This is a genomic window from Dryocola clanedunensis, from assembly GCF_038405435.1.
Taxonomy (GTDB): domain Bacteria; phylum Pseudomonadota; class Gammaproteobacteria; order Enterobacterales; family Enterobacteriaceae; genus Dryocola; species Dryocola clanedunensis_A.
In genome coordinates, this window is record NZ_JBBYHZ010000007.1 from 161,679 (window position 1) to 185,206 (window position 23,528).

The 23,528-nt window shown below is 56.3% G+C and carries 22 protein-coding genes; 6 read left to right on the forward strand and 16 right to left on the reverse strand.

Going from position 1 to position 23,528, the window contains the following annotated elements:
* The first annotated feature begins 1 nt into the window (after nt 1).
* Complete coding sequence (locus AAE045_RS16245) at nt 2–352, forward strand: type II toxin-antitoxin system RnlB family antitoxin (RefSeq protein WP_455548614.1); 351 nt, start codon at nt 2–4, stop codon at nt 350–352.
* A gap of 262 nt (nt 353–614) precedes the next feature.
* Here the strand turns inward: AAE045_RS16245 and proA are convergent, their stop codons facing one another.
* Both proA and proB read right to left on the reverse strand, forming a co-directional pair.
* Nucleotides 615–1,868, reverse strand: coding sequence for a glutamate-5-semialdehyde dehydrogenase (gene proA, locus AAE045_RS16250; RefSeq protein ID WP_455548615.1), 1,254 nt, complete (start codon nt 1,866–1,868; stop codon nt 615–617).
* A gap of 10 nt (nt 1,869–1,878) precedes the next feature.
* Nucleotides 1,879–2,982: a glutamate 5-kinase gene (proB, locus tag AAE045_RS16255; protein ID WP_455548616.1), complete on the reverse strand. Its 1,104-nt coding sequence runs from the start codon at nt 2,980–2,982 to the stop codon at nt 1,879–1,881.
* Between the two features lie 294 nt (nt 2,983–3,276).
* Between proB and phoE the strand changes: the two genes are divergently transcribed.
* Nucleotides 3,277–4,329 carry a phosphoporin PhoE gene (gene phoE, locus AAE045_RS16260; RefSeq protein WP_455548617.1) on the forward strand — a complete coding sequence of 351 codons (1,053 nt, stop codon included), beginning with the start codon at nt 3,277–3,279 and terminating at the stop codon, nt 4,327–4,329.
* Between the two features lie 92 nt (nt 4,330–4,421).
* Here the strand turns inward: phoE and crl are convergent, their stop codons facing one another.
* The 3 genes from crl to gpt all read right to left on the reverse strand — a co-directional run bounded on the left by crl (nt 4,422) and on the right by gpt (nt 6,697).
* Nucleotides 4,422–4,823, reverse strand: a complete 402-nt coding sequence (crl, locus tag AAE045_RS16265; protein WP_455427117.1) for a sigma factor-binding protein Crl — start codon at nt 4,821–4,823, stop codon at nt 4,422–4,424.
* Nucleotides 4,824–4,880: 57 nt separating this feature from the next.
* Nucleotides 4,881–6,128 (reverse strand): esterase FrsA, encoded by a 1,248-nt coding sequence (frsA, locus tag AAE045_RS16270; RefSeq protein WP_455548618.1) that lies wholly within the window; start codon nt 6,126–6,128, stop codon nt 4,881–4,883.
* A gap of 110 nt (nt 6,129–6,238) precedes the next feature.
* Nucleotides 6,239–6,697: a xanthine phosphoribosyltransferase gene (gene gpt, locus AAE045_RS16275; RefSeq protein WP_202302308.1), complete on the reverse strand. Its 459-nt coding sequence runs from the start codon at nt 6,695–6,697 to the stop codon at nt 6,239–6,241.
* A gap of 254 nt (nt 6,698–6,951) precedes the next feature.
* On the opposite strand from gpt, the gene pepD reads away from it, so the two are divergent.
* Nucleotides 6,952–8,409: a beta-Ala-His dipeptidase gene (pepD, locus tag AAE045_RS16280; protein ID WP_455548619.1), complete on the forward strand. Its 1,458-nt coding sequence runs from the start codon at nt 6,952–6,954 to the stop codon at nt 8,407–8,409.
* Between the two features lie 144 nt (nt 8,410–8,553).
* Here the strand turns inward: pepD and dinB are convergent, their stop codons facing one another.
* The 8 genes from dinB to AAE045_RS16320 form a co-directional block, all read right to left on the reverse strand.
* Nucleotides 8,554–9,609, reverse strand: coding sequence for a DNA polymerase IV (gene dinB, locus AAE045_RS16285; protein WP_455548652.1), 1,056 nt, complete (start codon nt 9,607–9,609; stop codon nt 8,554–8,556).
* A 149-nt stretch (nt 9,610–9,758) separates the two neighbouring features.
* Nucleotides 9,759–9,983, reverse strand: a complete 225-nt coding sequence (nqrM, locus tag AAE045_RS16290) for a (Na+)-NQR maturation NqrM (RefSeq protein ID WP_202302312.1) — start codon at nt 9,981–9,983, stop codon at nt 9,759–9,761.
* 11 nt (nt 9,984–9,994) lie between these two features.
* Nucleotides 9,995–11,218 (reverse strand): NADH:ubiquinone reductase (Na(+)-transporting) subunit F, encoded by a 1,224-nt coding sequence (gene nqrF / locus AAE045_RS16295; protein ID WP_455548620.1) that lies wholly within the window; start codon nt 11,216–11,218, stop codon nt 9,995–9,997.
* 12 nt (nt 11,219–11,230) lie between these two features.
* Nucleotides 11,231–11,827 carry an NADH:ubiquinone reductase (Na(+)-transporting) subunit E gene (gene nqrE, locus AAE045_RS16300; RefSeq protein WP_202302316.1) on the reverse strand — a complete coding sequence of 199 codons (597 nt, stop codon included), beginning with the start codon at nt 11,825–11,827 and terminating at the stop codon, nt 11,231–11,233.
* 6 nt (nt 11,828–11,833) lie between these two features.
* Entirely contained in the window at nt 11,834–12,472 is a 639-nt protein-coding gene (locus tag AAE045_RS16305) for an NADH:ubiquinone reductase (Na(+)-transporting) subunit D (RefSeq protein WP_455548621.1), read from the reverse strand.
* A complete protein-coding gene (locus tag AAE045_RS16310) occupies nt 12,465–13,259 on the reverse strand; it encodes a Na+-translocating NADH-quinone reductase subunit C (protein WP_455427111.1) in 795 nt (264 codons plus the stop codon). The genes AAE045_RS16305 and AAE045_RS16310 overlap by 8 nt, the downstream gene beginning before the upstream one ends.
* Complete coding sequence (locus tag AAE045_RS16315) at nt 13,252–14,490, reverse strand: NADH:ubiquinone reductase (Na(+)-transporting) subunit B (protein WP_271127142.1); 1,239 nt, start codon at nt 14,488–14,490, stop codon at nt 13,252–13,254. The genes AAE045_RS16310 and AAE045_RS16315 overlap by 8 nt, the downstream gene beginning before the upstream one ends.
* Nucleotides 14,491–14,493: 3 nt before the next feature.
* The gene (locus tag AAE045_RS16320) at nt 14,494–15,837 is read right to left on the reverse strand and encodes a Na(+)-translocating NADH-quinone reductase subunit A (RefSeq protein ID WP_455548622.1); all 1,344 of its coding nucleotides are present in this window, start codon (nt 15,835–15,837) and stop codon (nt 14,494–14,496) included.
* A gap of 481 nt (nt 15,838–16,318) precedes the next feature.
* On the opposite strand from AAE045_RS16320, the gene dpaA reads away from it, so the two are divergent.
* Nucleotides 16,319–17,056 carry a peptidoglycan meso-diaminopimelic acid protein amidase gene (dpaA, locus tag AAE045_RS16325; RefSeq protein ID WP_455548623.1) on the forward strand — a complete coding sequence of 246 codons (738 nt, stop codon included), beginning with the start codon at nt 16,319–16,321 and terminating at the stop codon, nt 17,054–17,056.
* Here the strand turns inward: dpaA and AAE045_RS16330 are convergent.
* A complete protein-coding gene (locus AAE045_RS16330) occupies nt 17,027–17,794 on the reverse strand; it encodes a class II glutamine amidotransferase (protein WP_455548624.1) in 768 nt (255 codons plus the stop codon). The genes dpaA and AAE045_RS16330 overlap by 30 nt on opposite strands.
* Before the next feature lie 77 nt (nt 17,795–17,871).
* On the reverse strand, nt 17,872–18,453 hold the full coding sequence (gene lpcA, locus AAE045_RS16335; RefSeq protein WP_455427106.1) for a D-sedoheptulose 7-phosphate isomerase: 582 nt from the start codon (nt 18,451–18,453) through the stop codon (nt 17,872–17,874).
* Nucleotides 18,454–18,668: 215 nt separating this feature from the next.
* Between lpcA and fadE the strand changes: the two genes are divergently transcribed.
* Nucleotides 18,669–21,113: an acyl-CoA dehydrogenase FadE gene (fadE, locus tag AAE045_RS16340; RefSeq protein ID WP_455548625.1), complete on the forward strand. Its 2,445-nt coding sequence runs from the start codon at nt 18,669–18,671 to the stop codon at nt 21,111–21,113.
* 180 nt (nt 21,114–21,293) lie between these two features.
* Nucleotides 21,294–22,061: an amidohydrolase gene (locus AAE045_RS16345; protein ID WP_455548626.1), complete on the forward strand. Its 768-nt coding sequence runs from the start codon at nt 21,294–21,296 to the stop codon at nt 22,059–22,061.
* A gap of 121 nt (nt 22,062–22,182) precedes the next feature.
* Here AAE045_RS16345 and AAE045_RS16350 read toward each other — a convergent pair whose 3' ends face one another.
* Nucleotides 22,183–23,523, reverse strand: a complete 1,341-nt coding sequence (locus AAE045_RS16350; protein WP_455548627.1) for a nucleobase:cation symporter-2 family protein — start codon at nt 23,521–23,523, stop codon at nt 22,183–22,185.
* Nucleotides 23,524–23,528 lie beyond the last annotated feature (5 nt).

The following is a 23,528-nucleotide window of genomic DNA, read 5'->3' on the forward strand; positions in this document are numbered from 1 at the left end:
TATGTTTAAAATCAGACACTTTTATGACAATGAGTATCCCGTGATTGTAGTAGCTACCAGCTACAGCAATCCTTTGTCATGTCTGAAATCTATTGAAGAGTGCCTCATGCATGAGGCATTCACTGGCAACGTTTTATTCGACCTGCTATGTTCAAACGGCATGGAACCAAATCGATTTGCAAAACTATTCTTTGATGGAAGATCTTTCTTAAGGAATACATTTTCCATTATCGCTGAATGCGATCTTCCTTATAGAATACTTGATCGACAGAATGAATACTTCTCGGAAAACTTATCGATCCTGGGAGAATCAGTATTAAGCGAAACAGAAATATCTAAAATTATTTTTTAAATTTCAAGACCATAATTAACATTCCAATTAAACACATTTCTTTGATGTTTATTGTAAAAAATCAACAAGTCAATTATCTCTCATCATCATTGCACCAGATAACTCATCTAAAAAAACCCTAATTGTATGGCTATGTCATCGGTAGCTAACACATCGATAATGATACCGAAAATTAAGTTTTTGATAAGCACTGGGGCAATTCTAAGTGAATGGTAAATAAGGGTAAAGCACCAGCCTTGCCAGTGCATCACCCCACTTTCAATCACGCCCGGACAGTATCGTCCCCAAACCCAATCCACTTATAGGTGGTCAGCGCTTCAAGGCCCATCGGGCCGCGCGCGTGTAGCTTCTGGGTGCTGACCGCGACTTCTGCGCCCAGGCCGAACTGCGCGCCGTCGGTGAAGCGGGTTGAGGCGTTCACATATACCGCAGAGGAATCCACTTCATTAACGAAGCGGTTCGCGTTGCGCAGCGTGCGGGTCAGGATAGCGTCCGAATGCTGGGTACCGTGGTCGCGGATGTGTTCGATGGCTTCGTCCAGGTCCGCCACCACCTTCACGTTCAGGTGCAGCGACAGCCACTCGTCGTCGTACTCTTCCGCTTTTACCGACAGCACTTCCGCCGGGCCGTTTTGCAGCACCGGCAGGGATTTTTCGTCCGCGTGCAGCGTGACGCCGGACTCCGCCATCTGCTTGCTGAGCGCGGGCAGGAAGGTGTCAGCAATGCCCTGATGCACAAGCAGCGTTTCCACCGTGTTGCAGGTGCTTGGGCGCTGGGTCTTGGCGTTAACGATGATTTTCAGGGCCGGTTCGATTTCCGCCGTGTCGTCCACCACGATATGACATACGCCAATCCCGCCGGTGATCACCGGAATGGTGGACTGCTCGCGGCAGAGTTTATGCAGACCCGCGCCGCCGCGAGGGATGAGCATATCGACGTAGCGATCCATCTTCAGCAGCTCGTTGACCAGCGCGCGGTCCGGGCTTTCAATTGCCTGTACCGCCGCCGCTGGCAGGCCGCACTCAACCAGAGCCTGCTGGATAACCTTCACCGTGGCGGCGTTGGTGCGCCACGTCTCTTTCCCGCCGCGCAGGATCGCCGCGTTGCCGGTTTTCAGGCAGAGGGAGGCGACGTCTACGGTGACGTTAGGCCGCGCTTCATAAATCACGCCAATCACGCCCAGCGGTACGCGGCGACGTTCCAGACGCAGGCCGCTGTCCAGCAGGCCGCCGTCAATCACCTGCCCTACCGGATCCGCGAGGTTGCAGACCTGGCGCACGTCGTCGGCGATGCCCTTCAGGCGTGCCGGTGTGAGCAGCAGGCGGTCGAGCATGGCTTCGCTCAGACCGTTGGTGCGGGCTTCCGCCACGTCCTGCTCGTTGGCGGTAAGTATCTGTTCAGCCTGCGCTTCCAGGTAATCCGCGATGCGTTGCAGCACGCGGTTTTTCTCAAGGCTTGAGAGCAGCGCCATTTTGTAAGAGGCCGCCCTGGCGGCTTTGCCCATCTGTTCCAGCATTGCCCGCTCCTTAGTTAACGATCATGTCGTCACGATGCACCGCTACCGGGCCGTATTCATAGCCGAGGATCGCACCGATCTGTTGTGAATGATGGCCCGCAACGCGACGCAGCGCATCGCTGTTGTAGCGGCAGACGCCATGGGCGATGTCGCGGCCTTCCAGGCTGCGAATGCGGATGACTTCACCGCGGGAGAAGTTGCCCGTCACGCTCTTGATCCCCTTTGGCAGCAGCGAGCTGCCGCGCTCGAGGATGGCGGAGAGTGCGCCGTCATCCACGGTGATTTCACCCGCAGGCGGCGCGCCGAAGATCCAGCGTTTGCGGTTCTCTAATGGGGTTTGCTGCGCATGGAAGCGCGTGCCGACCGGCGTGCCCGCCATCACATCGCCAATCACGCCCGGCTTGCTGCCCGCAGCGATGATCACGTCTATGCCCGCACGACAGGCTACGTCTGCGGCCTGCAGTTTGGTGCCCATGCCGCCGGTGCCCAGGCCGGAGACGCTGTCGCCCGCGATAGAGCGCAGCGCGTCGTCGATGCCGTGAACTTCTTTGATCAGTTCAGCTTCCGGGTTATTGCGCGGGTCTGCGGTATACAGGCCCTGCTGGTCGGTCAGCAGCAGCAGTTTGTCCGCCCCGGCCAGAATGGCGGCCAGCGCTGAAAGGTTATCGTTATCGCCGACTTTGATCTCTGCGGTAGCCACCGCGTCGTTTTCGTTGATGATCGGCACGATGTTGTTATCAAGTAGCGCACGCAGCGTGTCACGGGCGTTGAGGAAGCGCTCGCGGTCTTCCATATCGGCACGCGTCAGCAGCATCTGCCCAACGTGGATGCCGTAAATAGAAAAGAGCTGTTCCCACAGCTGGATCAGACGGCTCTGCCCTACGGCCGCCAGCAGCTGTTTGGAGGCGATGGTGGCGGGCAGCTCGGGGTAGCCCAGGTGCTCGCGCCCGGCGGCAATCGCCCCGGAGGTAACAATAACAATGCGGTGCCCGCTCGCGTGAAGCTGCGCACACTGGCGCACCAGCTCAACGATGTGAGCGCGGTTCAGGCGGCGTGAGCCACCGGTTAATACGCTGGTGCCAAGTTTGACCACCAGCGTCTGGCTATCACTCATGATTCTCTGCCGTTTTAGCGAAAGGTGAAAATTAAAGACCAGCTGACGTTGTATCAGGACTGACGCGCCTTGCCAACAGCCTGAGAGGGAAATCACACAACTTCCAGAAAGGGATCGGCAAGCGTAGCGGTAGCCTTTGACAATTTTATGACAAAGACAATTTATTACGTTTATTTAAACTTTCTCTTAACCTGTCATAAATCTTTAATCTCAGGAGGATAAAACTCTCTGCGTTTTTTAACGGGAATTACTCCCGATTAAATTTTAGCGCGTTCAACACACCTGGAACTGAAAATGAAAAAGACCACACTGGCATTAATGGTTATGGGCATTATTACAGCAACTTCTTCTCAGGCCGCCGAAGTTTTTAACAAGGATGGAAATAAGCTTAACGTCTATGGCAAAGTTAAGGCGATGCATTATATCAGCGATGATGCATCGAAAGACGGTGACCAGACCTATGTGCGTTTCGGTTTTAAAGGTGAAACGCAGATTAACGATAAATTTACCGGCTACGGTCAGTGGGAAGCGGAATTCTCAGGCAATAAAGACGAAAGCAGCTCCACGACAAAAACACGCTATGCTTTTGCAGGTATTAAATACGCAAACTTTGGCTCATTCGATTATGGCCGTAGCCTGGGCGCGCTGTACGACGTGGAAGCCTGGACCGATATGTTCCCGGAATTTGGCGGCGACTCATCCGCACGCACCGATAACTTTATGACCAAACGTGCCTCCGGCCTGGCCACCTTCCGCAGCACCGACTTCTTCGGCGCGGTAGACGGCCTGAACATGACCCTTCAGTACCAGGGTAAGAACGAAAATCGCGACGTGGCCAAACAGAACGGCGACGGCTTCGGTACGGCGCTGACCTATGACTTCGGCGGCAGCGATTTCGAGATCGGCGGCGCTTACACCACCTCCGATCGTACGGACGCCCAGCAGGCGCAGCTGCGCGGCAACGGCGATAAGGCCGACTCGTGGGCAACGGGCGTGAAATATGACGCCAATAATCTTTATGTCGCATCCATGTATTCCGAAACGCGGAATATGACGCCTGTTTCCGGCGGCTTCGCAAATAAAACCCAAAGCTTCGAAGCCGTGGTGCAATATCAGTTTAACTTCGGTCTGCGCCCTTCCCTTGGCTATGTGCAGCAAAAAGGCAAAGAAATTGAGGGCATCGGCGATGCGGATCTGGTGAAATATATTGATGTGGGTGCAACCTATTATTTCAACAAAAATATGTCAGCCTTCGTGGATTATAAAATTAACCAGCTGGATGACGATAATCCGCTGGGCATCAATAACGATGATATCGTAGCTTTGGGTATGGTTTACCAGTTCTGATTTAAAAATAATCTGGCGGAAGACGCTGCTCTTATCCAGCCTGGATAATAAAAAAGCCCTTTATTAAAAAGGGCTTTTTATTCTTAAGAACCTCACGCTGAAAGCTTAACGGGCTTTTCAGCAAAATCTTTGGCAGGCACCAGATCCAGGTTTAACGTTTTTAACAGATCCCGCAGGCGGACGTGGAAACCACGCAGCGTCACTTCGAGCCGGTCCTCTACTTCTTTGTCCTTCGAAGGCGTTGACGTCCATTTGCCCTCCTGATCGAACAGGCCAAAGTGGTAGGTATAGGTAAACTGCTTTTCCTGCGCTTCCAGCTCCATCCACCATCCCCAGAACTCACGTTTTTCCGGTGCGGGCTTAACGTTGACGCAAACTGCCAGGCAGTCGAAGAAGAAACGGTTGTCCTCACACTGCTCTTCCCGGATATACGGGCCCAGGGCGGCAAACTTTTTGATCAATCTTCCTTTCGGGTGTCCACTCGGTAACGTCATTGCGATCTCCTGTTGTGAAGCCACTGTTTTACCAAACCGTTAAGATTTAGCAAATTTTTAACGCAATCTCTGTTTGATCCATCCCGTTATTTCTCTTAATCCATTGTCAAAATTCTTATACACGGGGTTAAAGGGGATCGACAACAGTTTGCCATCCGCAGATGACGAGGTAATTAAACGCGACTCCTCTTCCGGGCTGAACGGATCGTTGGCCCAGAAGCCCGACAGCATTGGCGTCGGGCAGCGTCGGCCCAGCAGACCCTGAGTCTTAAGCGAGTAGCGATTTAGCTCAACGCTTAGCGCAGCGTCCGTCGCATCAAACATGCCCAGGCGGCTGGCAAGAACGTCAATATACATTTCCGGCACCTGCGCCTGGCGTTCCGGGTCGCTCAGCAGGCTGTGCACCACCGGGCCGAGGCAGGCGACGGCTTTCAGGCGCGGCGCCTCGAGATAAGCAAGACGAACGGCGACGTTTGCGCCAAAGCGGAAACCAAACGCGGCCACGCGGTTATGGTCAACCCATGGAATGTTCGGCAGGGCCTTCAATACATGCTGGTGCAGGTGGCTGGAGTCCTGGGTGAGCTTCCATTTTGAGGAGTAGCCCACCGACGGCATATCAATCGTCAGCATGGCTATGCCCTGCGGGGCGAGATAATTTTCAAACAGCGAGTAGTAATCACTTTGCAGCGCGTCCAGCCCGCCGCACATCAGCACGGTTGGCAGCGGCCCTTCTGCCCCCTTCGGCATATGCAGGAAGCCGGTGATTGAACCGCCGCCGCTGATGGAGAACTCCAGCTCTCGCAGGTCGCCCGACAGGCGCGGAGCGGCCTCTTCAAACGCGCGGTTAGCAAGTACCTGCGCCTGTTCTGCCAGGGCGTCGCCTTTCAGGTGCGGGTAGGCCGCAATGCTGTAGAGGTTTGCCGCCTGAAGCCAGTGCTTACCTACTTTTGTCGGATCGCTTTCCTGGTTGGCCTTCTGCTGCCACATCATCGCCTGCTTCGACCATTCGTAAATCCAGTTGCCGCCACGGTAGCCCACAACGGTATCGAAAAGCTCGTCGTTAGTGCGTTCCTCTTTGCAGCAGGCGATGCGGGCCTGAACGTCAAGAATTTCACGCGGGTCTACGCCGCGCCAGATCCACATCAGGCGGTTAACCATGCGGTACCAGTGCGGAACGGTTTTGCCGTCCAGCGCGGACTGAATATTGGGGGCAGAATGATGTCGGGCGCGACGGATTAACGTCGAGGTTTCGGGGTGTTTAAAACGGGGTTTGAACAGCTCTTCACTCAGATTGACCTGTGACATCGCTTTTGCCTCCATGAAAACGTCAGGAATGCAGCATTGTACTCTGTCGGGGGGTAAAAAACAGAAACGCCCGGCTAACCGGGCGTAAATCTATGCAAAGGATGAATGTATTATCTGCCCGCTAACGGTGGCACAAATACAACGCCCATATCCCACGGCTGTTCGATCCAGGTGTCCTGCGGGATATCAATCACATAGTCGTCAACCAGCGGCTGGCCTGCTGGTTTAGCGAAGATAGTGACGAAATGCGCTTTCGGGTACATTTCGCGGATCGCAACGGCGGTGCCGCCGGTATCAACCAAATCGTCAATGACGATGAAGCCTTCACCGTCGCCTTCAGCACGCTTCAGCACGGTCAGCTCGCGCTGGTTGTCGTGGTCGTAGCTGGAGATACAGACGGTATCAACATGACGAATACCCAGTTCACGCGCCAGCAGTGCGCCCGGTACCAGGCCGCCACGGCTAACGGCAATGATGCCTTTCCACTGTTCTGCAGGCAGCAGGCGGCTGGCCAGCTTGCGCGCGTGAATCTGCAACATGTCCCAGGTGACGACGTATTTTTCGCTCATGTGATGTATCCCGGCCTATTATTAACGGCTTAAAAATGTTCAAAGGGGTTTTGGTTGCGCGAGATTATAGAGATCTGACGCACTAAAAACCAGCGTTGCGGGCCGGGAGCAGCTGTTTTTAAGTGGATTGGGTCGTCACGGCCTGAGAGTTAGTGGTATTCTCAGACCATCGCGCAAGCCCCGCTTGCGGTGAAAATGAGCCTGGTCCGGACCGTGACCAGCAAGCTAAAAATTCGAAACCTGGGAGACTTAACGTGTCTGAATTGTCTCAATTATCCCCGCAGCCGCTGTGGGATATTTTTGCCAAAATCTGTTCCATTCCGCACCCGTCTTATCATGAAGAGCAACTGGCGGAACACATTCTGTCCTGGGCAAAAGAAAAGGGCCTGCACGTTGAACGCGACCAGGTGGGCAACATCCTGATCCGCAAACCTGCCACCGCCGGTATGGAAAACCGTAAACCGGTTGTTCTGCAGGCGCACCTCGATATGGTGCCGCAGAAAAACAACGATACCGTGCACGACTTCACTAAAGATCCTATCCAGCCGTACGTCGATGGCGAGTGGGTAAAAGCTCGCGGTACCACGCTGGGCGCGGATAACGGTATCGGCATGGCGTCCGCGCTGGCCGTACTGGCCGACGATACCGTCGCTCACGGCCCGCTGGAAGTGCTGCTGACCATGACCGAAGAAGCCGGTATGGACGGGGCTTTTGGCCTTAAGGCCGGCTGGCTACAGGCCGATATCCTGATTAACACCGACTCCGAAGAAGAAGGTGAAATCTACATGGGCTGCGCGGGCGGGATTGATTTCATCTCCACCCTGCCGGTGCAGCGTGAAGCGGTTCCGGCTGGCTTCGACACCTTCAAGCTGACCATCAAAGGTCTGAAGGGCGGTCACTCCGGCGCTGAAATCCATCTGGGTTTAGGCAACGCCAACAAGCTTCTGGCCCGCTTCCTGTTCGCCCACGCGGCGGAGCTTGATGCGCGTCTGATCGACTTCAGCGGCGGCACCCTGCGTAACGCCATCCCACGCGAAGGCTCAGCCGTACTGGCCGTTCCTGCGGCTAAAGCAGCACAGCTGAAAGATCTGGCAGGTCAGTATCTGGCAGTTCTGCAAAACGAGCTGGGCGCGGTGGAGAAAAACACCACCGTTCTGGTCGAAGCAGCCAGCACGGATAAAACTGCCCTGACGGCAAACAGCCGCGACACCTTTATCAAGCTGCTGAACGCCACGCCAAACGGCGTGATCCGCAACTCTGATGCGGTGAAAGGCGTGGTTGAAACCTCCCTGAACGTAGGCGTGGTTACTCTGAGCGAAGAGAGCGCGGAAATCATCTGTCTGATCCGCTCCCTTATCGATACCGGTAAAGACTACGTGGTGAGCATGCTGGAATCCGTAGGCCAGCTGGCTGGCGCGCAGACCGTTGCCAAAGGCAGCTACCCGGGCTGGCAGCCGGATGCGGCTTCCCCGGTGATGGCGCTGGTACGTGAAACCTACCAGAAGCTGTTCAACAAGACGCCGAACATCATGGTTATCCATGCGGGTCTGGAATGTGGTCTGTTCAAGAAGCCTTATCCGGAGATGGATATGGTGTCGATTGGGCCAACTATTACCGGGCCGCACTCTCCGGATGAGCAGGTGCATATCGCAAGCGTGGGCCAGTACTGGATCCTGCTGACCGAACTGCTGAAAGCAATTCCTGTTAAGTAAGCTTATCCCCTCACCCCGGCCCTCTCCCCTAAGGGGTGAGGGAGCAAACCGGACGGCTTCTCACCCTTTCTCTCTTTCAGCAGGGCGAGGGAGCAATGAAAGCCCCCTCTCCCTTTTAGGGAGAGGGTTAGGGTGAGGGTCATTTCATAATCCCAGTAATAGCTGCCGCTCCAGCTGCGGATCCAGCAGCGTCACGTGTAACCCCACCAGCCTTACGCCTCGCCCTCCCCGGCGCTCATCCCAGGTTTTTCTGGCGGTGGCGATCAGGTCGTCTTTGTTCAGCTGCGGCCAGACGTGTTCCTGAGTGGTTTGCTGGAAATCGTTAAATTTGAGTTTGATGCCCTGCCGCGCAATCAGCAGGTCCGGCCTCTCCTTCTTAAGCCTTCTTTCCAGCTCCGGGTAGAGCTGTTCGATAATGGCCTCGCAGTCTGCCCATTCATGAATATCTTCCGCCAGGGTTCGCTCCACGCCTACGGATTTGCGCTGCCTGTCGCTGCTGATTTGCCGCTCGTCGATGCCCTGGCTGCGCTCCCAGATCACCCGGCCAAATTTACCGAACCGTTTTAGCAAGGAAGCGAGATCGGTTTTCTGCACGTCTGCACAGGTGCGCAGCCCCAGGCTTTCAAGCTTGCCAGCGGTGACTTTGCCGACGCCGGGGATCTTCGCGAGCGATAAGGTTTCCAGAAAAGCAGGCACCTCTTCGGGCGTAATCACATACTGTCCGTTGGGCTTGTTGAGATCCGAGGCAATTTTGGCGAGAAACTTAACCGGTGCGATGCCAGCGGAGGCGGTGAGGTCCAGCTCGTCAGAGATAGCCTGGCGGATTTCACGGGCCATTAACGTAGCCGAACCGTGGCAGTGCGGGCTGTCGGACACGTCGAGATAAGCCTCGTCCAGCGAGAGCGGTTCAATCAAAGTGGTGTAGCGCGAGAAAATTTCCCGGATGTGTGTCGAGGCTTCTTTATAGGCATCAAAACGACCGGGTAACAATGTGAGATGCGGGCAGAGTTTAAGGGCCGTGGCGGTAGCCATTGCGCTATGGACGCCGTATTTACGCGCCGGATAGTTGGCGGTGCTGATCACGCCGCGGCGCTGGGTGCTGCCGCCTATCGCCAGCGGTACATCGCGCAGGGCTGGATTATCACGCATCTCAACGGCGGCAAAGAAGCAGTCCATATCGACATGAATGATTTTGCGCATACTCATCTGGCTCGGTTATTTAACTGGATAAGTATACAGTTAAAAACGTGAGCATGGCAATTCGTTGGGGGATTGTCGGATGGCGCTGCGCTTATCCTGCCTACGGAAAACAAGCGTAGGTTAGATAAGCGCAGCGCCATCTAACAAAACTACAGAATTTGCCGGTCTTTGTATCTGGCCTGCCGTTCCGCCTGCGCCATGCGTTTTTTACGCGCGTCGCAGGGTTCCGGGCAGTTACAGACCTTCTCCATACCGAGCGCTGCGATACCGCCGCAGCTGCCCTGGATGGATTTTCGCTTCACGATAAAGCCCAGCGACATGCCAAAGACAACCAGCAGGAATATCGCAAAGGTGGCGATAAAAACGGTCAGCATAGGCGCTCCTGTCAGCCGCCAAAGTCGTCGAGCATGATGTTCTCATCCTCTACGCCCAGGTCTTTAAGCATTTTGATCACCGCAGCATTCATCATCGGCGGCCCGCACATGTAGAACTCACAGTCTTCCGGTGCCGGGTGGTTGCGCAGATAGTTTTCCAGCAATACGTTATGGATAAAGCCGGTGTAGCCCGTCCAGTTGTCTTCCGGCTGCGGATCCGACAGCGCCACGTTGAAGGTGAAGTTCGGGTTATCCCGCGCCAGCTGCTCAAACTCATCTTCATAGAACATTTCGCGCAGCGAGCGCGCACCGTACCAGAAGCTGATTTTGCGCTTGCTGTTCAGGCGCTTAAGCTGGTCGAAAATATGGGAGCGCATCGGCGCCATACCCGCACCACCGCCGATAAACACCATTTCCGCGTCGGTGTCTTTGGCAAAGAATTCACCAAACGGCCCGGAAATCGTCACTTTATCGCCCGCTTTCAGCGACCAGATATATGAGGACATGATCCCCGGCGGCGCGTCCGGCACGTTCGGCGGCGGCGTGGCGATACGGACGTTGAGCATGATAATGCCCTCTTCTTCCGGGTAGTTCGCCATAGAGTAAGCACGCACGCACGGCTCGTTTACAACGGATTTGAAGCGGAACAGGTTAAATTTGTTCCAGTCGCCACGGTACTCTTCCGGCACGTCGAAGTCAGCGTAGTTAACTTCGTGCGGCGGCGATTCAATCTGAATGTAGCCACCCGCGCGGAACGGCACCACGTCACCGTCAGGGATGCGCAGCTTCAGCTCTTTGATGAACGTCGCTTTGTTATCGTTGGAGATAACTTCACATTCCCATTTTTTGACGCCGAAGATCTCTTCCGGCAGCTCAATTTTCATATCCTGCTTCACGGCGACCTGGCAGGCCAGACGGCAGCCCTCTTTGGCCTCGCGCTTGCTGATATGGGAAAGCTCGGTCGGCAGAATATCGCCGCCGCCCTCTTTGATTTTAACCCGACACTGGCCGCAGGAGCCGCCGCCGCCGCAGGCCGAAGAGATAAAGATCCCCTGGCTTGAGAGCGTGTTAAGCAGCTTGTCGCCCGCCGGGGCGTGGAACTGTTTGTCCGCATCGTTGTTGACTTCAATCAGCACGTCGCCGGAGTTCACCAGCTTTGATTTAGCAAACAGGATCAGCAGCGCCAGCGCCAGCACGATCAGCGTGAACATCACCACGCCAAGAATAATTTCCATAACTTTCCGCCCTTACAGCTGCACGCCGGAGAATGACATGAAGCCCAGCGCCATCAGTCCGGTGGTGATAAAGGTGATCCCTAAGCCGCGCAGTCCTGCGGGCACGTTGGCGTACTTCATCTTTTCGCGAATACCGGCCATGGCGACAATCGCCAGCATCCAGCCGATGCCGGAGCCAAAGCCGTAAACGATGGATTCGCTGAAGTTGTAGTCACGCTGCACCATGAACGACACGCCGCCGAAGATGGCGCAGTTCACGGTAATGAGCGGCAGGAAGATGCCCAGCGCGTTGTAGAGCGCCGGGAAGAAACGGTCGAGGATCATTTCGAGGATTTGCACCAGCGCCGCAATCACGCCGATAAAGGTGATGAAGTTCAGGAAGCTGAGATCCACCCCTTCCACCAGCGCTCCGTCGCGCAGCACCAGGTTATACACCAGGTTGTTGGCCGGCACGGAGATACCCAGCACCACCGTTACGGCAATGCCCAGGCCAAACGCGGTAGAGACTTTCTTCGACACGGCAAGGAAGGTACACATGCCGAGGAAGAAGGCGAGCGCCATGTTTTCAATAAACACTGCCCGCACGAACAGACTGATCATATGTTCCATGGTCTGTTAATCCTTTTCCTGTTGGGCCGGCTTCCAGGTGCGAAGCGCCCAAATCAACAAGCCAATAATAAAGAACGCGCTCGGCGCCAGCAGGAAAATGCCGTTTGGCTGATACCATCCGCCGTTCTGCACGGTTTGCAGGACGGTAACGCCAAACAGTTTGCCGCTGCCAATCAGCTCACGCAGGAAGCCCACCAGCAGCAGGATCACGCCGTAGCCCAGACCGTTGCCGATGCCGTCCATAAAGCTCGCCAGCGGCGGAGACTTCATAGCGTAAGCTTCTGCGCGGCCCATTACGATACAGTTGGTGATGATTAAGCCAACGAAAACCGACAGCTGCTTGGAGATCTCGTAGGCGTAGGCCCGCAGGATCTGATCGACCACGATCACCAGCGAGGCGATGATCGCCATCTGCACGATTATGCGCACGCTGTTAGGGATAAAGTTGCGGATCATTGAGATAAACATGCTGGAAAATGCCGTGACCAGCGTTACCGCAATCGTCATAACAAAGGCTGTTTCCAGCTTGGTGGTGACCGCCAGCGCCGAGCAAACCCCAAGGATTTGCAGCGCGATTGGGTTGTTGTCCACCAGCGGGCTGACCAGAACCCGCTTAACTTCTTTCATGCCTGAGATATCAGCCATTGTTAAGCGCTCCTTCACGAACCTGTTTCAGGAACGGGCCGAAACCAAGTTCGCCCATCCAGAAATCGAAAGTGTGTTGTACCCCGTTTGACGTCAGCGTCGCGCCGGACAGGCCGTCCACGCCGTATTCGTCACCCTGACGCGCACCGCCTTTCACCACGCGCAGCGCTGGCTGCCCGTTGTCATCCAGCAGCTTCTTGCCGATAAACTGGGCGCGCCAGTTTGGATTTTCGACTTCGCCGCCCAGACCCGGGGTTTCACCCTGATCGTAGTAGGTGATGCCTTTAATGGTGCGTCCATCGGTATTCAGCGCAACAAAGGCGTTCATCATTGACCACAGACCTTTACCGTAGACCGGCAGCACGACTTCCTGCACTTTGTTCTGTTCATCCCGCACCAGGTAGATTTCCACGATGTTGCTGCGGCGCTTGATACCGGCGCGGTCTTCGCTTGCAGTCAGCTCCACGCTTTGCTGCGGGTCACGCAGGGCAGCAGCCTGATCGTAGTTTGCCGGGTCTTTGTCCAGCATTTCACCGGATTTCAGATCCAACAGGCGCGGCGTGATGCGCGACTCGAAGGTGGCTTTCACCTCTTCGCCAGTCATTTTTGGCACCGCAAGACCTGCCACATCAAGAATATTACGCTGCTTGTCCAGTGCCTTTTGTTCCTGCTGGCGCGACTTGAGGCCAACGGCAGAACCCGCCACCACGATGGAACACACCAGGCAAAGCACCAGCACCACCAACAGCGTTCTGCCGATGCTATCGTTACTTTTTACGTCAGCCACGCGATTTCCTCCGCTTGATATTGGCCTGCACCACCACGTAGTCGAACAGCGGCGCAAAGAGGTTGGCGAACAGGATCGCCAGCATCATCCCTTCCGGATAGGCTGGGTTAACCACACGAATCAGCACGCACATCACGCCGATGAGCGCCCCGTACCACCATTTTCCTTTATTGGTAAAGGAGGCGGAAACCGGGTCGGTGGCCATAAACATCATGCCGAACGCGAAACCACCCAGCACCAGGTGCCAGTACCACGGCATGGCAAACAGCGGGTTGGTGTCGGAGCCGATGAAGTTAAACAGGGTTGCGGTGGCAATCATGCCGATCATCACGCCGGCCACGATGCGCCATGAGGCAACACGGCCAAACAGGATAATCGCGCCGCCAATCAGGATCATCAGCGTTGAAACTTCACCGATAGACCCCGGAATATTGCCGAGGAAGGCGTCCATCCAGGTGACCGGCTGCCCGGTCACCACGTTCACCAGCGCTTCGCCGCCGCCGTGGGACCACTGGGAAAGCGGCGTCGCACCGGAGAAACCGTCTGCCGCCGTCCACACCAGGTCGCCAGAAATCTGCGCCGGATAGGCAAAGAAGAGGAACGCACGACCGGCGAGCGCCGGGTTCAGGAAGTTACGCCCGGTACCGCCGAAGATCTCTTTGGCGATAACCACGCCGAAGCTGATGCCCAAAGCGGCCTGCCAGAGCGGCAGCGTGGGTGGCACCACCAGCGCAAACAGGATGGAGGTAACAAAGAAGCCTTCGTTGATCTCATGCTTGCGGACGATGGAGAACAGCACCTCCCAGAAGCCACCCACCAGGAAAACGGTGATGTAAATCGGCAGGAAGAAGACCGCGCCCAGCGTCATCATGCTCAGCCAGCCTGCATCCGGGGTAAAGCTGACCCCCAGCATCTGCGCCAGAGCATAGTGCCAGTCCGCCGAGATAACCTGCTGCAGCTGTTCCGGCCCGTAGAGCTTGTTCAGCGCCGGGATTGTTTGCATCCCTACGTTGTACATACCCCAGAACATAGCCGGGAAGACCGCAAACCACACCAGGATCATCATGCGTTTCAGGTCGATGGCATCACGAACGTGGGACGCACCCGGCGTCACCAGACCCGGCGTGTAGAACACCGTGGCGGTTGCTTCATACAGCGGGTAGTACTTTTCTAATTTGCCGCCCTTCGTGAAGTGCGGCTCGATTTTTTCAAATAGTTGCTTCAGGCCCATGAGTTATCCTTCCTGCTCAATGCGGGTTAAGACCTCGCGTAGCACCGGGCCATACTCGTACTTCCCGGGGCAAACATAGGTACAAAGCGCCAGATCTTCTTCATCCAGTTCCAGACAGCCCAGCGCCTGCGCGCTGTCCGTGTCACCCGCCAGCAGGTCGCGCAGCAGCATGGTCGGCAGGATATCCAGCGGCATAACGCGCTCATAGTTACCGATTGGCACCATTGATCGCTCGCCACCGTTGGTGTCGGTGGAGAAGTTGAACAGCTTGCGTTTCAGGAAGTGGCCAAGCGTGGTGCGGGTGATCGAGAATTTATCGGCCCCCGGCTTAACCCAGCCGAACAGCTCTTTCTCGCGTCCTTCTATCAGAACGGTCACCTGCAAATGGAATCGACCAAGCCATGCACGCGGGCCGCTGGCGTTAACGCCGCTCAGCACCGAACCGGAGATAACGCGGTTTTCCCCTTCCAGCAGCTCATTACGGGTCAGCTCAACGGTAGAGGCCCCCAGACAGGTACGGATAAGACGGGGTTTCTTCACCTGCGGACCGGCCAGTGAAATGACTCGTTCGTTCCACAGTTCGCCTTCAATGAACAGCTTGCCGATGGCAATGACGTCCTGATAGTTCAGGTGCCACACCTGCTTTTGCTGGCTTACCGGCTCGATGAAATGAATGTGAGTACCCGCCAACCCCGCTGGATGCGGCCCGGCAAACTCGTTAAAGGTTACCTGCCCTACAGGATGCCCGCCCAGCTGGCCGCCACCGGCCTGGCAAACGTGGATTTTCCCGTCCGTCAGGCGCGACAGCAGCGTCAGGCCCGCGTCGAACATCTGGCGATGGGCAAGGATGATGGGCTGTGGGTCAGCCGCCAGCGGATTGGTATCCATGGCGGTGACAAATATGGCGGCGGGTTCGCTACCCGGCACGGGTGCTTTGCTGAAAGGGCGCGTACGCATTGCCGTCCACAGGCCAGAAGAGAGCAGCTGAGCCTGTACGACTTCCCGGGGCAGTATTGCCAGTGATTCTGGCGCATGGCGCTCAAAAGCGACCGCTTCATTGCCCTGCACATCAATCACCACCGCCTGCAGAACACGGCGCTCGCCGCGGTGAATAGCGCTGATGGTGCCGCTGGCCGGGGCGGTAAACATTACGCCCGGATTGCGCTTATCCTCAAACAGAGGCTGTCCCTTCAGGACGCTGTCACCCTCTTTAACCAGCATAGAAGGACGCATTCCAACGTACTCTTCACCAGTCAGGGCAACCTGTGTAATCGCTGGTCCATCATAGATTTGCTGCTCGGGCAGGCCGGCGATGGGCAAATCAAGACCTTTTCTGATTTTTATCATAAGGTTATCACGTATAAAATAGGCTATTAAAAACCGACAAAAACGCTAGCCGACTACGAATGGGCTGAATCTGCGATCAGCCACGAAAACACGCCAGGCAGGTAAGAAAGCGGGGTGATGCATCCATTCGTAACGCTCGACAGGTACTAAGTCGTCCCGGCCAGGCCAGGGCATCAGACTTATGGAAAGCGTCCTTTCTTATCCGCAGGTCATTATTCGGGTGGATTTTAGCATTATTGCCGCCCGGATTGGCGAGAATTAGGTAAAGTTCAGGCCCGCAATGCGAGCTATTACGCAAATCTAACAACTCTTTCACTTTATCTGCGAATTAATTACTATCCGTTTCTGGAAACCCGCGACTTGTACTTGCGAATTTTGTTGATGGTGCTAATGTGAGCGCACCGAATACGGATTAGTCTGATTCAGGGTCTTTTGTGCCGTCCTGGCATTTGGTTAGAGCTTTATCAAGGAATCACGCAGCATGCCCAAGATCGCACTCGTTATTGCGATGCTTTTGATGCCGTTCATGTCGTTTGCCAGCTTACTCACTGGCACGCCTTCATCGACGCCAATCAGCAAAGAATTTAAGCAGCAGTTAATGGGCTCGCCCGTGTATATTCAAATCTTTAAAGAAGAGCGCACCCTTGAGCTCTACGTAAAGATGGGCGAGCAGTATCAGCTGCTGGACAGCTATCGCATCTGTAACTATTCCGGCGGTCTGGGACCAAAGCAGCGCCAGGGCGACTTTAAGAGTCCGGAAGGCTTCTACAGCGTCGACCGCAGCCAGCTCAAGCCGGACAGCCGCTTCTATAAAGCCATTAATATTGGTTTCCCGAATGCGTATGACCGCTCACATGGTTATCAGGGGCAGTATCTGATGATCCACGGTGCCTGCGTGTCCGTCGGCTGCTACGCCATGACCGACAGCAATATTGATGAGATTTTCCAGTTTGTGACGGGTGCGCTGGTGTTTGGTCAGCCAAAAGTCCAGGTCAGCATTTATCCGTTCCGCATGACGGACGCGAACATGGAGCGCCACAAGTACTCTTATTACATCAACTTCTGGAAGCAGCTGAAGCCGGGTTACGACTTCTTTACCGCCAATCACCAGCCGCCTGGCGTCTCGGTCATCAGCGGGAACTACGTAATCAGCAAACCGGTCACGCCAACGGCGCAACCGCAGCTCGCCTCAAACTATTCGCTCACCGAGACAAAATAGTACCGATTCCCCTGGCGCAATTTTGTGCCAGGTTTCGTTACCCGTCAGCGGCTGAGTCGCAATAACAGAAACCACATCGTTCGGCGTGGTCTCTTCCTGAAAGTCTATCTCCACATCCTGATCCAACAGTTTTGCCACGCCAAACGGTGCCCGACGGGTTATCCAGTAGAGGTTTGTGGAGCAGAACGCCATCACGTAGCGCCCATCCGACAGCAGCATATTGAACACGCCTTTTTCGCGTAGCTCCGCCGCCAGCTCTGTGATGTAACGGAAGACCGCCTGCATGTTGCCGGGTGTGCGGGGATAACGCTGCGTCAGCTTGTGCAGAAGCCAGCAAAACGCCTGTTCGCTGTCCGTTTCGCCAATCGGACGAAACGGCCCGGTGTCCAGCGTGCGGTGCCCCCTGAGCTGCCCGTTATGGGCATAGGTCCAGTTACGGCCCCACAGCTCACGGGTAAAGGGATGGGTATTTTCCAGCGCGACTTTGCCACGGTTGGCCTGGCGAATGTGCGCGACGACGGAACAGGACTTAATGGGGTAATCCTGCACCAGTCTGGCAATGGGTGAGTTATAGCTCGGCTGGGGATCTTTGAACGTGCGGCAGCCTTTCCCTTCGTAGAAGGTAATCCCCCAGCCATCTTTATGAGGACCAGTCCCGCCGCCGCGCTGCACCAGACCGGTAAAGCTAAAGCAGATATCCGTCGGCACGTTGGCGCTCATCCCAAGCAGTTCGCACATTTTTAACTCCCCCAAATTACCGGCGGATGACGCTTCGCTTATCCGCCCTACGGCCACGATAGCGAAGCGTCAACGCCTTAAGCCTTAACCATCTCTTTTTCGATCAGCTGGATCAGGATGTGGATCACTTTGATGTGAATTTCCTGAATGCGGTCCGCGTAGCCAAAGTGCGGGACGCGAATTTCGATATCCGCCGTGCCCGCCATTTTGCCGCCGTCTTTGCCGGTCAGCGTAATCACCTTCATGCCTTTCTCACGCGCCGCTTCAATCGCCTTGATGACGTTTGCGGAGTTGCCGGAGGTAGAAATTCCCAGCAGCACGTCGCCCTCACGGCCAACCGCCTCGATATAGCGGGAGAAGATGTAGTCATAACCGAAGTCGTTGCTCACGCAGGAGATGTGGCTGACGTCGGAAATCGCGATCGCCGGGTAGCCCGGACGGTTTTCACGATAGCGGCCAGTCAGCTCTTCCGCGAAGTGCATTGCGTCGCAGTGGGAGCCGCCGTTACCGCAGGAAAGCACTTTACCACCGGCCTTAAAGCTGTCCGCCAGCAGTACCGCAGCGCGCTGTACGGCGTGAATATTGGCGTCATCTTTCAGGAAGTTAGCCAGCGTTTCGGCGGCTTCATTCAATTCGTTACGAATAAGATCCTGGTACATGAGGATGTCCTTCAGTATTTATTGATTGAGTAAACCCCTGCAGTTTACCGGATAGCGCGAGAAGCGCCATAACCTCCTGCTTTTGGATTTCCGTGCGGCAACAATGTGAGCAAGGTTGTAATTATTTTGTAAACACATTGCTAAAAAATCAGCCATACACTAAAACCAATACATCACAAGTGGTCAGACCTCCTACAAGCAAGGGAGCTTTCGTTATGTTGATTTTGAGTGTTGTTGCAACCGTTGTTCTCCTCGGTGTGCTGTTTTATCACCAGGTCAATCTGCTGCTGAGCAGCGCCCTCCTCCTCGCGTGGACGGCGGCCCTTGGTTTTGCCGGTATCTGGTCCTTCTGGGTACTGGTGCCGCTGGCCATTATTCTGATCCCGCTGGTCTTTACCCCGCTGCGCAAATCGCTGATTTCTGCCCCGGTGTTCAAGGGTTTCCGTAAAGTGATGCCGCCGATGTCCCGCACTGAAAAAGAAGCGATCGACGCGGGCACCACCTGGTGGGAAGGCGATCTGTTCCGCGGTAAGCCGGACTGGGAAAAGCTGCATAATTACCCGCAGCCTAAGCTGACGGCCGAAGAGCAGGCGTTTATCGACGGCCCGGTTGAAGAAGCCTGCCGCATGGCAAGCGACTTCCAGATCACCCACGAGCTGGCCGATCTGCCGCCGGAGCTGTGGGCGTATCTGAAAGAGCATCGCTTCTTTGCGATGATCATCAAAAAAGAGTACGGCGGGCTGGAGTTCTCGGCTTACGCCCAGGCCCGCGTGCTGCAAAAACTATCCGGCGTATCGGGGATCCTTGCGATCACCGTTGGCGTGCCTAACTCTTTAGGCCCGGGCGAGCTGCTCCAGCATTACGGTACCGAAGAGCAAAAAGATCATTACCTGCCACGTCTGGCACGCGGCCAGGAGATCCCCTGCTTCGCGCTGACCAGCCCGGAAGCGGGTTCCGATGCGGGTGCTATCCCTGATACCGGCGTCGTCTGCATGGGCGAGTGGCAGGGTCAGCAGGTGCTGGGCATGCGCCTGACGTGGAACAAGCGCTACATTACGCTGGCGCCTATCGCCACCGTTCTGGGGCTGGCCTTTAAGCTGTCCGACCCGGACCACCTGCTGGGCGACGACGAAGAGCCAGGCATTACCTGCGCGCTGATCCCAACCCATACGCCGGGCGTTGAGATCGGCAGACGTCACTTCCCGCTCAACGTGCCGTTCCAGAACGGCCCGACGCGCGGCAAAGATATTTTCGTGCCGATCGATTACATCATCGGCGGCCCGAAAATGGCCGGCCAGGGCTGGCGCATGCTGGTTGAGTGTCTGTCCGTGGGACGCGGCATCACCCTGCCGTCTAACGCGACCGGCGGCCTGAAATCTGTAGCGATGGCAACTGGCGCCTACGCCCACATCCGCCGCCAGTTCAGGATCTCTATCGGTAAGATGGAAGGCATTGAAGAGCCGCTGGCGCGTATTGCGGGTAACACTTACGTCATGGACGCGGCTGCGTCACTCATTACCTACGGTATCGTGCTGGGTGAAAAACCTGCGGTGCTCTCCGCAATCGTGAAGTATCACTGTACCCACCGCGGTCAGCGTTCCATTCTCGACGCGATGGATATCCTCGGCGGGAAAGGCATCATGCTGGGTGACTCCAACTTTGTGGCTCGTGCCTACCAGGGCGCACCTATCGCCATTACGGTAGAAGGCGCAAACATTCTCACCCGCAGCATGATTATCTTCGGCCAGGGAGCGATTCGCTGCCATCCGTACGTGCTCGAAGAGATGGCGGCGGCGCAGACCAACGACGTTAACGCCTTCGACAAGCTGTTGTTCAGACACATCGGCCACGTTGGCAGCAACAAGATGCGCAGCCTGTGGCTGGGCCTGACCAACGGCTTAACCAGCGCCACGCCAACCCGTGACGCCACCAAACGCTACTATCAGCATCTGAACCGCCTGAGCGCCAACCTTGCGCTGCTGTCAGACGTCTCCATGGCGGTGCTGGGCGGCAGCCTGAAGCGTCGGGAGCGCATCTCCGCTCGTCTGGGTGACGTACTGAGCCAGCTCTATCTGGCCTCGGCGGTGCTCAAACGTTACGAAGATGAAGGCCGCAACGAGGCGGATCTGCCGCTGGTTCACTGGGGCGTGCAGGATGCGCTGTTCCAGGCAGAGCAGGCGATTGACGATCTGCTGCGCAACTTCCCGAACGGCTTTATCGCCGGGGCAATGCGCCTGGTTATCTTCCCGCTGGGCCGCCGTTACAATGCGCCGTCCGACAAGCTTGACCACCAGCTGGCGAAAATCATGCAGGTGCCTTCAGCAACGCGCTCCCGCATCGGTCGCGGCCAGTATCTGACGCCGAGCGAACATAACCCGGCCGGTCTGCTGGAGCAGGCGCTGCTTGATGTGATGGCCGCCGAGCCAATCCATCTGCGCGTGTGCAAAGAAATTAGTCACAATCTGCCGTTCACCCGCCTGGACGAACAGGCGAAACAGTGGCTGGCAGAGGGCAAAATCAACGCGGAAGAAGCGGCGATCCTCACCACCGCCGAAACCAGCCGCCTGCGCAGCATCAACGTAGATGAGTTCGAACCGGAGGAGCTGGCGACTAAGCCGGTAAAGCTGCCGGAGAAACACCGCAAGATTGAAGCGGCATAAATTGTCTGAAGTGCAAAAACCCCGCCAGTCGGGGTTTTTTATTGCTAAAAGATCGTCAATGGTGGATGGCGCTGACGCTTATCCCCCCTACAAAACCTGACATCCTTTCTCTGCCATTAACAAAAACCCGCATTTCCCATGCTACAGTGAAGAGATACTGACTCTGATGGGATCACGATTGTGTCTGGCCTGAAAATTACCCTGCTACAACAGCCGCTGGTCTGGATGGACGGCGCCGCTAACCTGCGCCATTTCGACGTGCTGCTCGACGGCATCCACGGCCGCGACCTGATTATTCTGCCCGAGATGTTTACCACCGGTTTTGCGATGGAGGCGGCAAAACAGTCGCTGGCGGAAGAAGAGGTGATCGACTGGATGCAGTTCAAAGCCCAGCAGACGCAGGCGATGATCGCGGGCAGCGCCGCGCTGCAAACCGAGCGCGGTCCGGTAAACCGTTTTCTGCTTGTCCAGCCGGATGGCAAGGTGCATTTCTACGACAAGCGCCACCTGTTCCGCATGGCCGATGAACACCATCACTACCAGGCGGGGGAAGAGCGGGTGATTGTCGAGTGGCGCGGCTGGCGTATTCTGCCGATGGTCTGCTACGACCTGCGCTTCCCGGTCTGGTCGCGCAACCGCAACGATTACGATCTGGCGCTGTACGTCGCTAACTGGCCTGCCCCACGCTCGCTGCACTGGCAAAGCCTGCTGATTGCGCGGGCTATTGAAAACCAGGCGTACGTGGCAGGCTGTAACCGCGTAGGCACGGATGGCAACGGCCACCACTACCGTGGCGACAGCAAAATTATCAATCCCCAGGGTGAGATTCTGGCGAGCGCCGACGCCCACCAGGCAACGCGTCTGGATGCGGATCTCTCGCTGATAGCCCTGCAGGAGTACCGCGAGAAATTCCCGGCCTGGCAGGATGCGGATCCGTTTAGCTTATAGTCTGTTTCCCCTCACCCTAACCCTCTCCCCAAAGGGGAGAGGGAACTGGATCGGTGATAACCCTCTCCTTAGTAAGCCAGTTTGTAGGGTGGATAAGCGCCAGCGTCATCCACCATAAATCTTACACCCCATCCTGAACGCGTTTTCTGAACGTCATAAAACGCGTGTTAAACACAATATTCAGAACAAAAGCCACCAGGCAGGTCGCGCTGATGCCGGAATGCAGCAGCGTACGCACCCAGTCGGGGAACCGATCGTAAAAGGTCGGCATGACTATCGGGATCATGCCGAAGGCCAGCGCGGTTGCCACCACCACCAGATTCATATTCTCTTTGTAGTCCACCTTCGCCAGCGTGCGGATGCCGCTTGCCGCCACCGAGCCGAACAGCACGACGCCCGCGCCGCCGAGTACCGGCATCGGAATGCAGGCAATGACCCGCCCCAGCACCGGCAGCAGACCCAGCACGACCAGGATCGCTCCACCAGCGCTCACCACAAAGCGGCTTTTGATGCCGGTTATTGCCACCAGCCCGATGTTCTGGGCAAAGGCGCTTTGCGGGAAGGAGTTAAATACCGGCGCGATGGCGCTGGTCAGCATGTCCGCACGCAGGCCGTTAGCAATACGTCGTCCGTTAACGTCCGTGCCGACGATCTCGCCCACCGCCATCAGTCCGGCGGTGGTTTCCGTCAGCAGCACCAGCACAATCAGGAACATCGACAGGATCGCCGCGCCGTCGAAGACGGGCGTGCCGAAGGCAAACATCGTCGGCATCGCCACCCAGCTGCCTTCGAGCACGCCGCTGAAATCTGCTTTGCCGGTTGCTACCGCCGCCAGCGTGCCCACCATCATGGCCGCCAGCACCGCAATTCGCGTAATGCTCCCCCGTCCGATCCGGTTAAGAAGAAGGATCGTGCCAAGCGTCAGCGCCGCGAGGCCAATATTTGACGGAGCGCCCCAGTCTGCGGCTTTCATATTGCCCCCCATCGCCCAGCGCGCCGCCACCGGCATCAGCGAAAGGCCGATCACCGCGATCACGCAGCCGGTCACCACCGGCGGAAAGAAGCGGATGATCTGCGCAAAGAATGGTGTGATCAGCAAACCCAGGACTGAAGAAGCGATGACCGCCCCGAAAACGACCGGCAGCCCGCCGCCGCCGGTGACAATCGCGACCATTGTCGCCACGCCGGCAAACGACACGCCCTGCACCAGCGGCAGCCGCGAACCAAAAAACGGCACGCCGAGGGACTGCAACAATGTTGATAAGCCGCTGATAAACAGCGCGGCGGTGACCAGCAGGCCAATATCCGTGGCGCCGAGTCCGGCTGCGCTGCCGATAATTAACGGCGGGGCAATAATCCCACCGTACATCGTCAGCACGTGCTGCAATCCCCAGGTGAAAGTTTTGACGACGGGGTAACGCTGGTCTTCCGGGCGCGCGCAGGCGCTGTTGTTCTCTTTCATGCTGC

What these genes read in the sequence shown, in the direction of transcription:
- AAE045_RS16245 (WP_455548614.1), top strand. Translation starts at nt 2, where the DNA reads ATGTTTAAAATCAGACACTTTTATGACAATGAGTATCCCGTGATTGTA.
- proA (WP_455548615.1), bottom strand. Translation starts at nt 1,868, where the DNA reads ATGCTGGAACAGATGGGCAAAGCCGCCAGGGCGGCCTCTTACAAAATG.
- proB (WP_455548616.1), bottom strand. Translation starts at nt 2,982, where the DNA reads ATGAGTGATAGCCAGACGCTGGTGGTCAAACTTGGCACCAGCGTATTA.
- phoE (WP_455548617.1), top strand. Translation starts at nt 3,277, where the DNA reads ATGAAAAAGACCACACTGGCATTAATGGTTATGGGCATTATTACAGCA.
- crl (WP_455427117.1), bottom strand. Translation starts at nt 4,823, where the DNA reads ATGACGTTACCGAGTGGACACCCGAAAGGAAGATTGATCAAAAAGTTT.
- frsA (WP_455548618.1), bottom strand. Translation starts at nt 6,128, where the DNA reads ATGTCACAGGTCAATCTGAGTGAAGAGCTGTTCAAACCCCGTTTTAAA.
- gpt (WP_202302308.1), bottom strand. Translation starts at nt 6,697, where the DNA reads ATGAGCGAAAAATACGTCGTCACCTGGGACATGTTGCAGATTCACGCG.
- dinB (WP_455548652.1), bottom strand. Translation starts at nt 9,609, where the DNA reads ATGCGCAAAATCATTCATGTCGATATGGACTGCTTCTTTGCCGCCGTT.
- nqrM (WP_202302312.1), bottom strand. Translation starts at nt 9,983, where the DNA reads ATGCTGACCGTTTTTATCGCCACCTTTGCGATATTCCTGCTGGTTGTC.
- nqrF (WP_455548620.1), bottom strand. Translation starts at nt 11,218, where the DNA reads ATGGAAATTATTCTTGGCGTGGTGATGTTCACGCTGATCGTGCTGGCG.
- nqrE (WP_202302316.1), bottom strand. Translation starts at nt 11,827, where the DNA reads ATGGAACATATGATCAGTCTGTTCGTGCGGGCAGTGTTTATTGAAAAC.
- AAE045_RS16305 (WP_455548621.1), bottom strand. Translation starts at nt 12,472, where the DNA reads ATGGCTGATATCTCAGGCATGAAAGAAGTTAAGCGGGTTCTGGTCAGC.
- AAE045_RS16315 (WP_271127142.1), bottom strand. Translation starts at nt 14,490, where the DNA reads ATGGGCCTGAAGCAACTATTTGAAAAAATCGAGCCGCACTTCACGAAG.
- AAE045_RS16320 (WP_455548622.1), bottom strand. Translation starts at nt 15,837, where the DNA reads ATGATAAAAATCAGAAAAGGTCTTGATTTGCCCATCGCCGGCCTGCCC.
- dpaA (WP_455548623.1), top strand. Translation starts at nt 16,319, where the DNA reads ATGCCCAAGATCGCACTCGTTATTGCGATGCTTTTGATGCCGTTCATG.
- AAE045_RS16330 (WP_455548624.1), bottom strand. Translation starts at nt 17,794, where the DNA reads ATGTGCGAACTGCTTGGGATGAGCGCCAACGTGCCGACGGATATCTGC.
- lpcA (WP_455427106.1), bottom strand. Translation starts at nt 18,453, where the DNA reads ATGTACCAGGATCTTATTCGTAACGAATTGAATGAAGCCGCCGAAACG.
- fadE (WP_455548625.1), top strand. Translation starts at nt 18,669, where the DNA reads ATGTTGATTTTGAGTGTTGTTGCAACCGTTGTTCTCCTCGGTGTGCTG.
- AAE045_RS16350 (WP_455548627.1), bottom strand. Translation starts at nt 23,523, where the DNA reads ATGAAAGAGAACAACAGCGCCTGCGCGCGCCCGGAAGACCAGCGTTAC.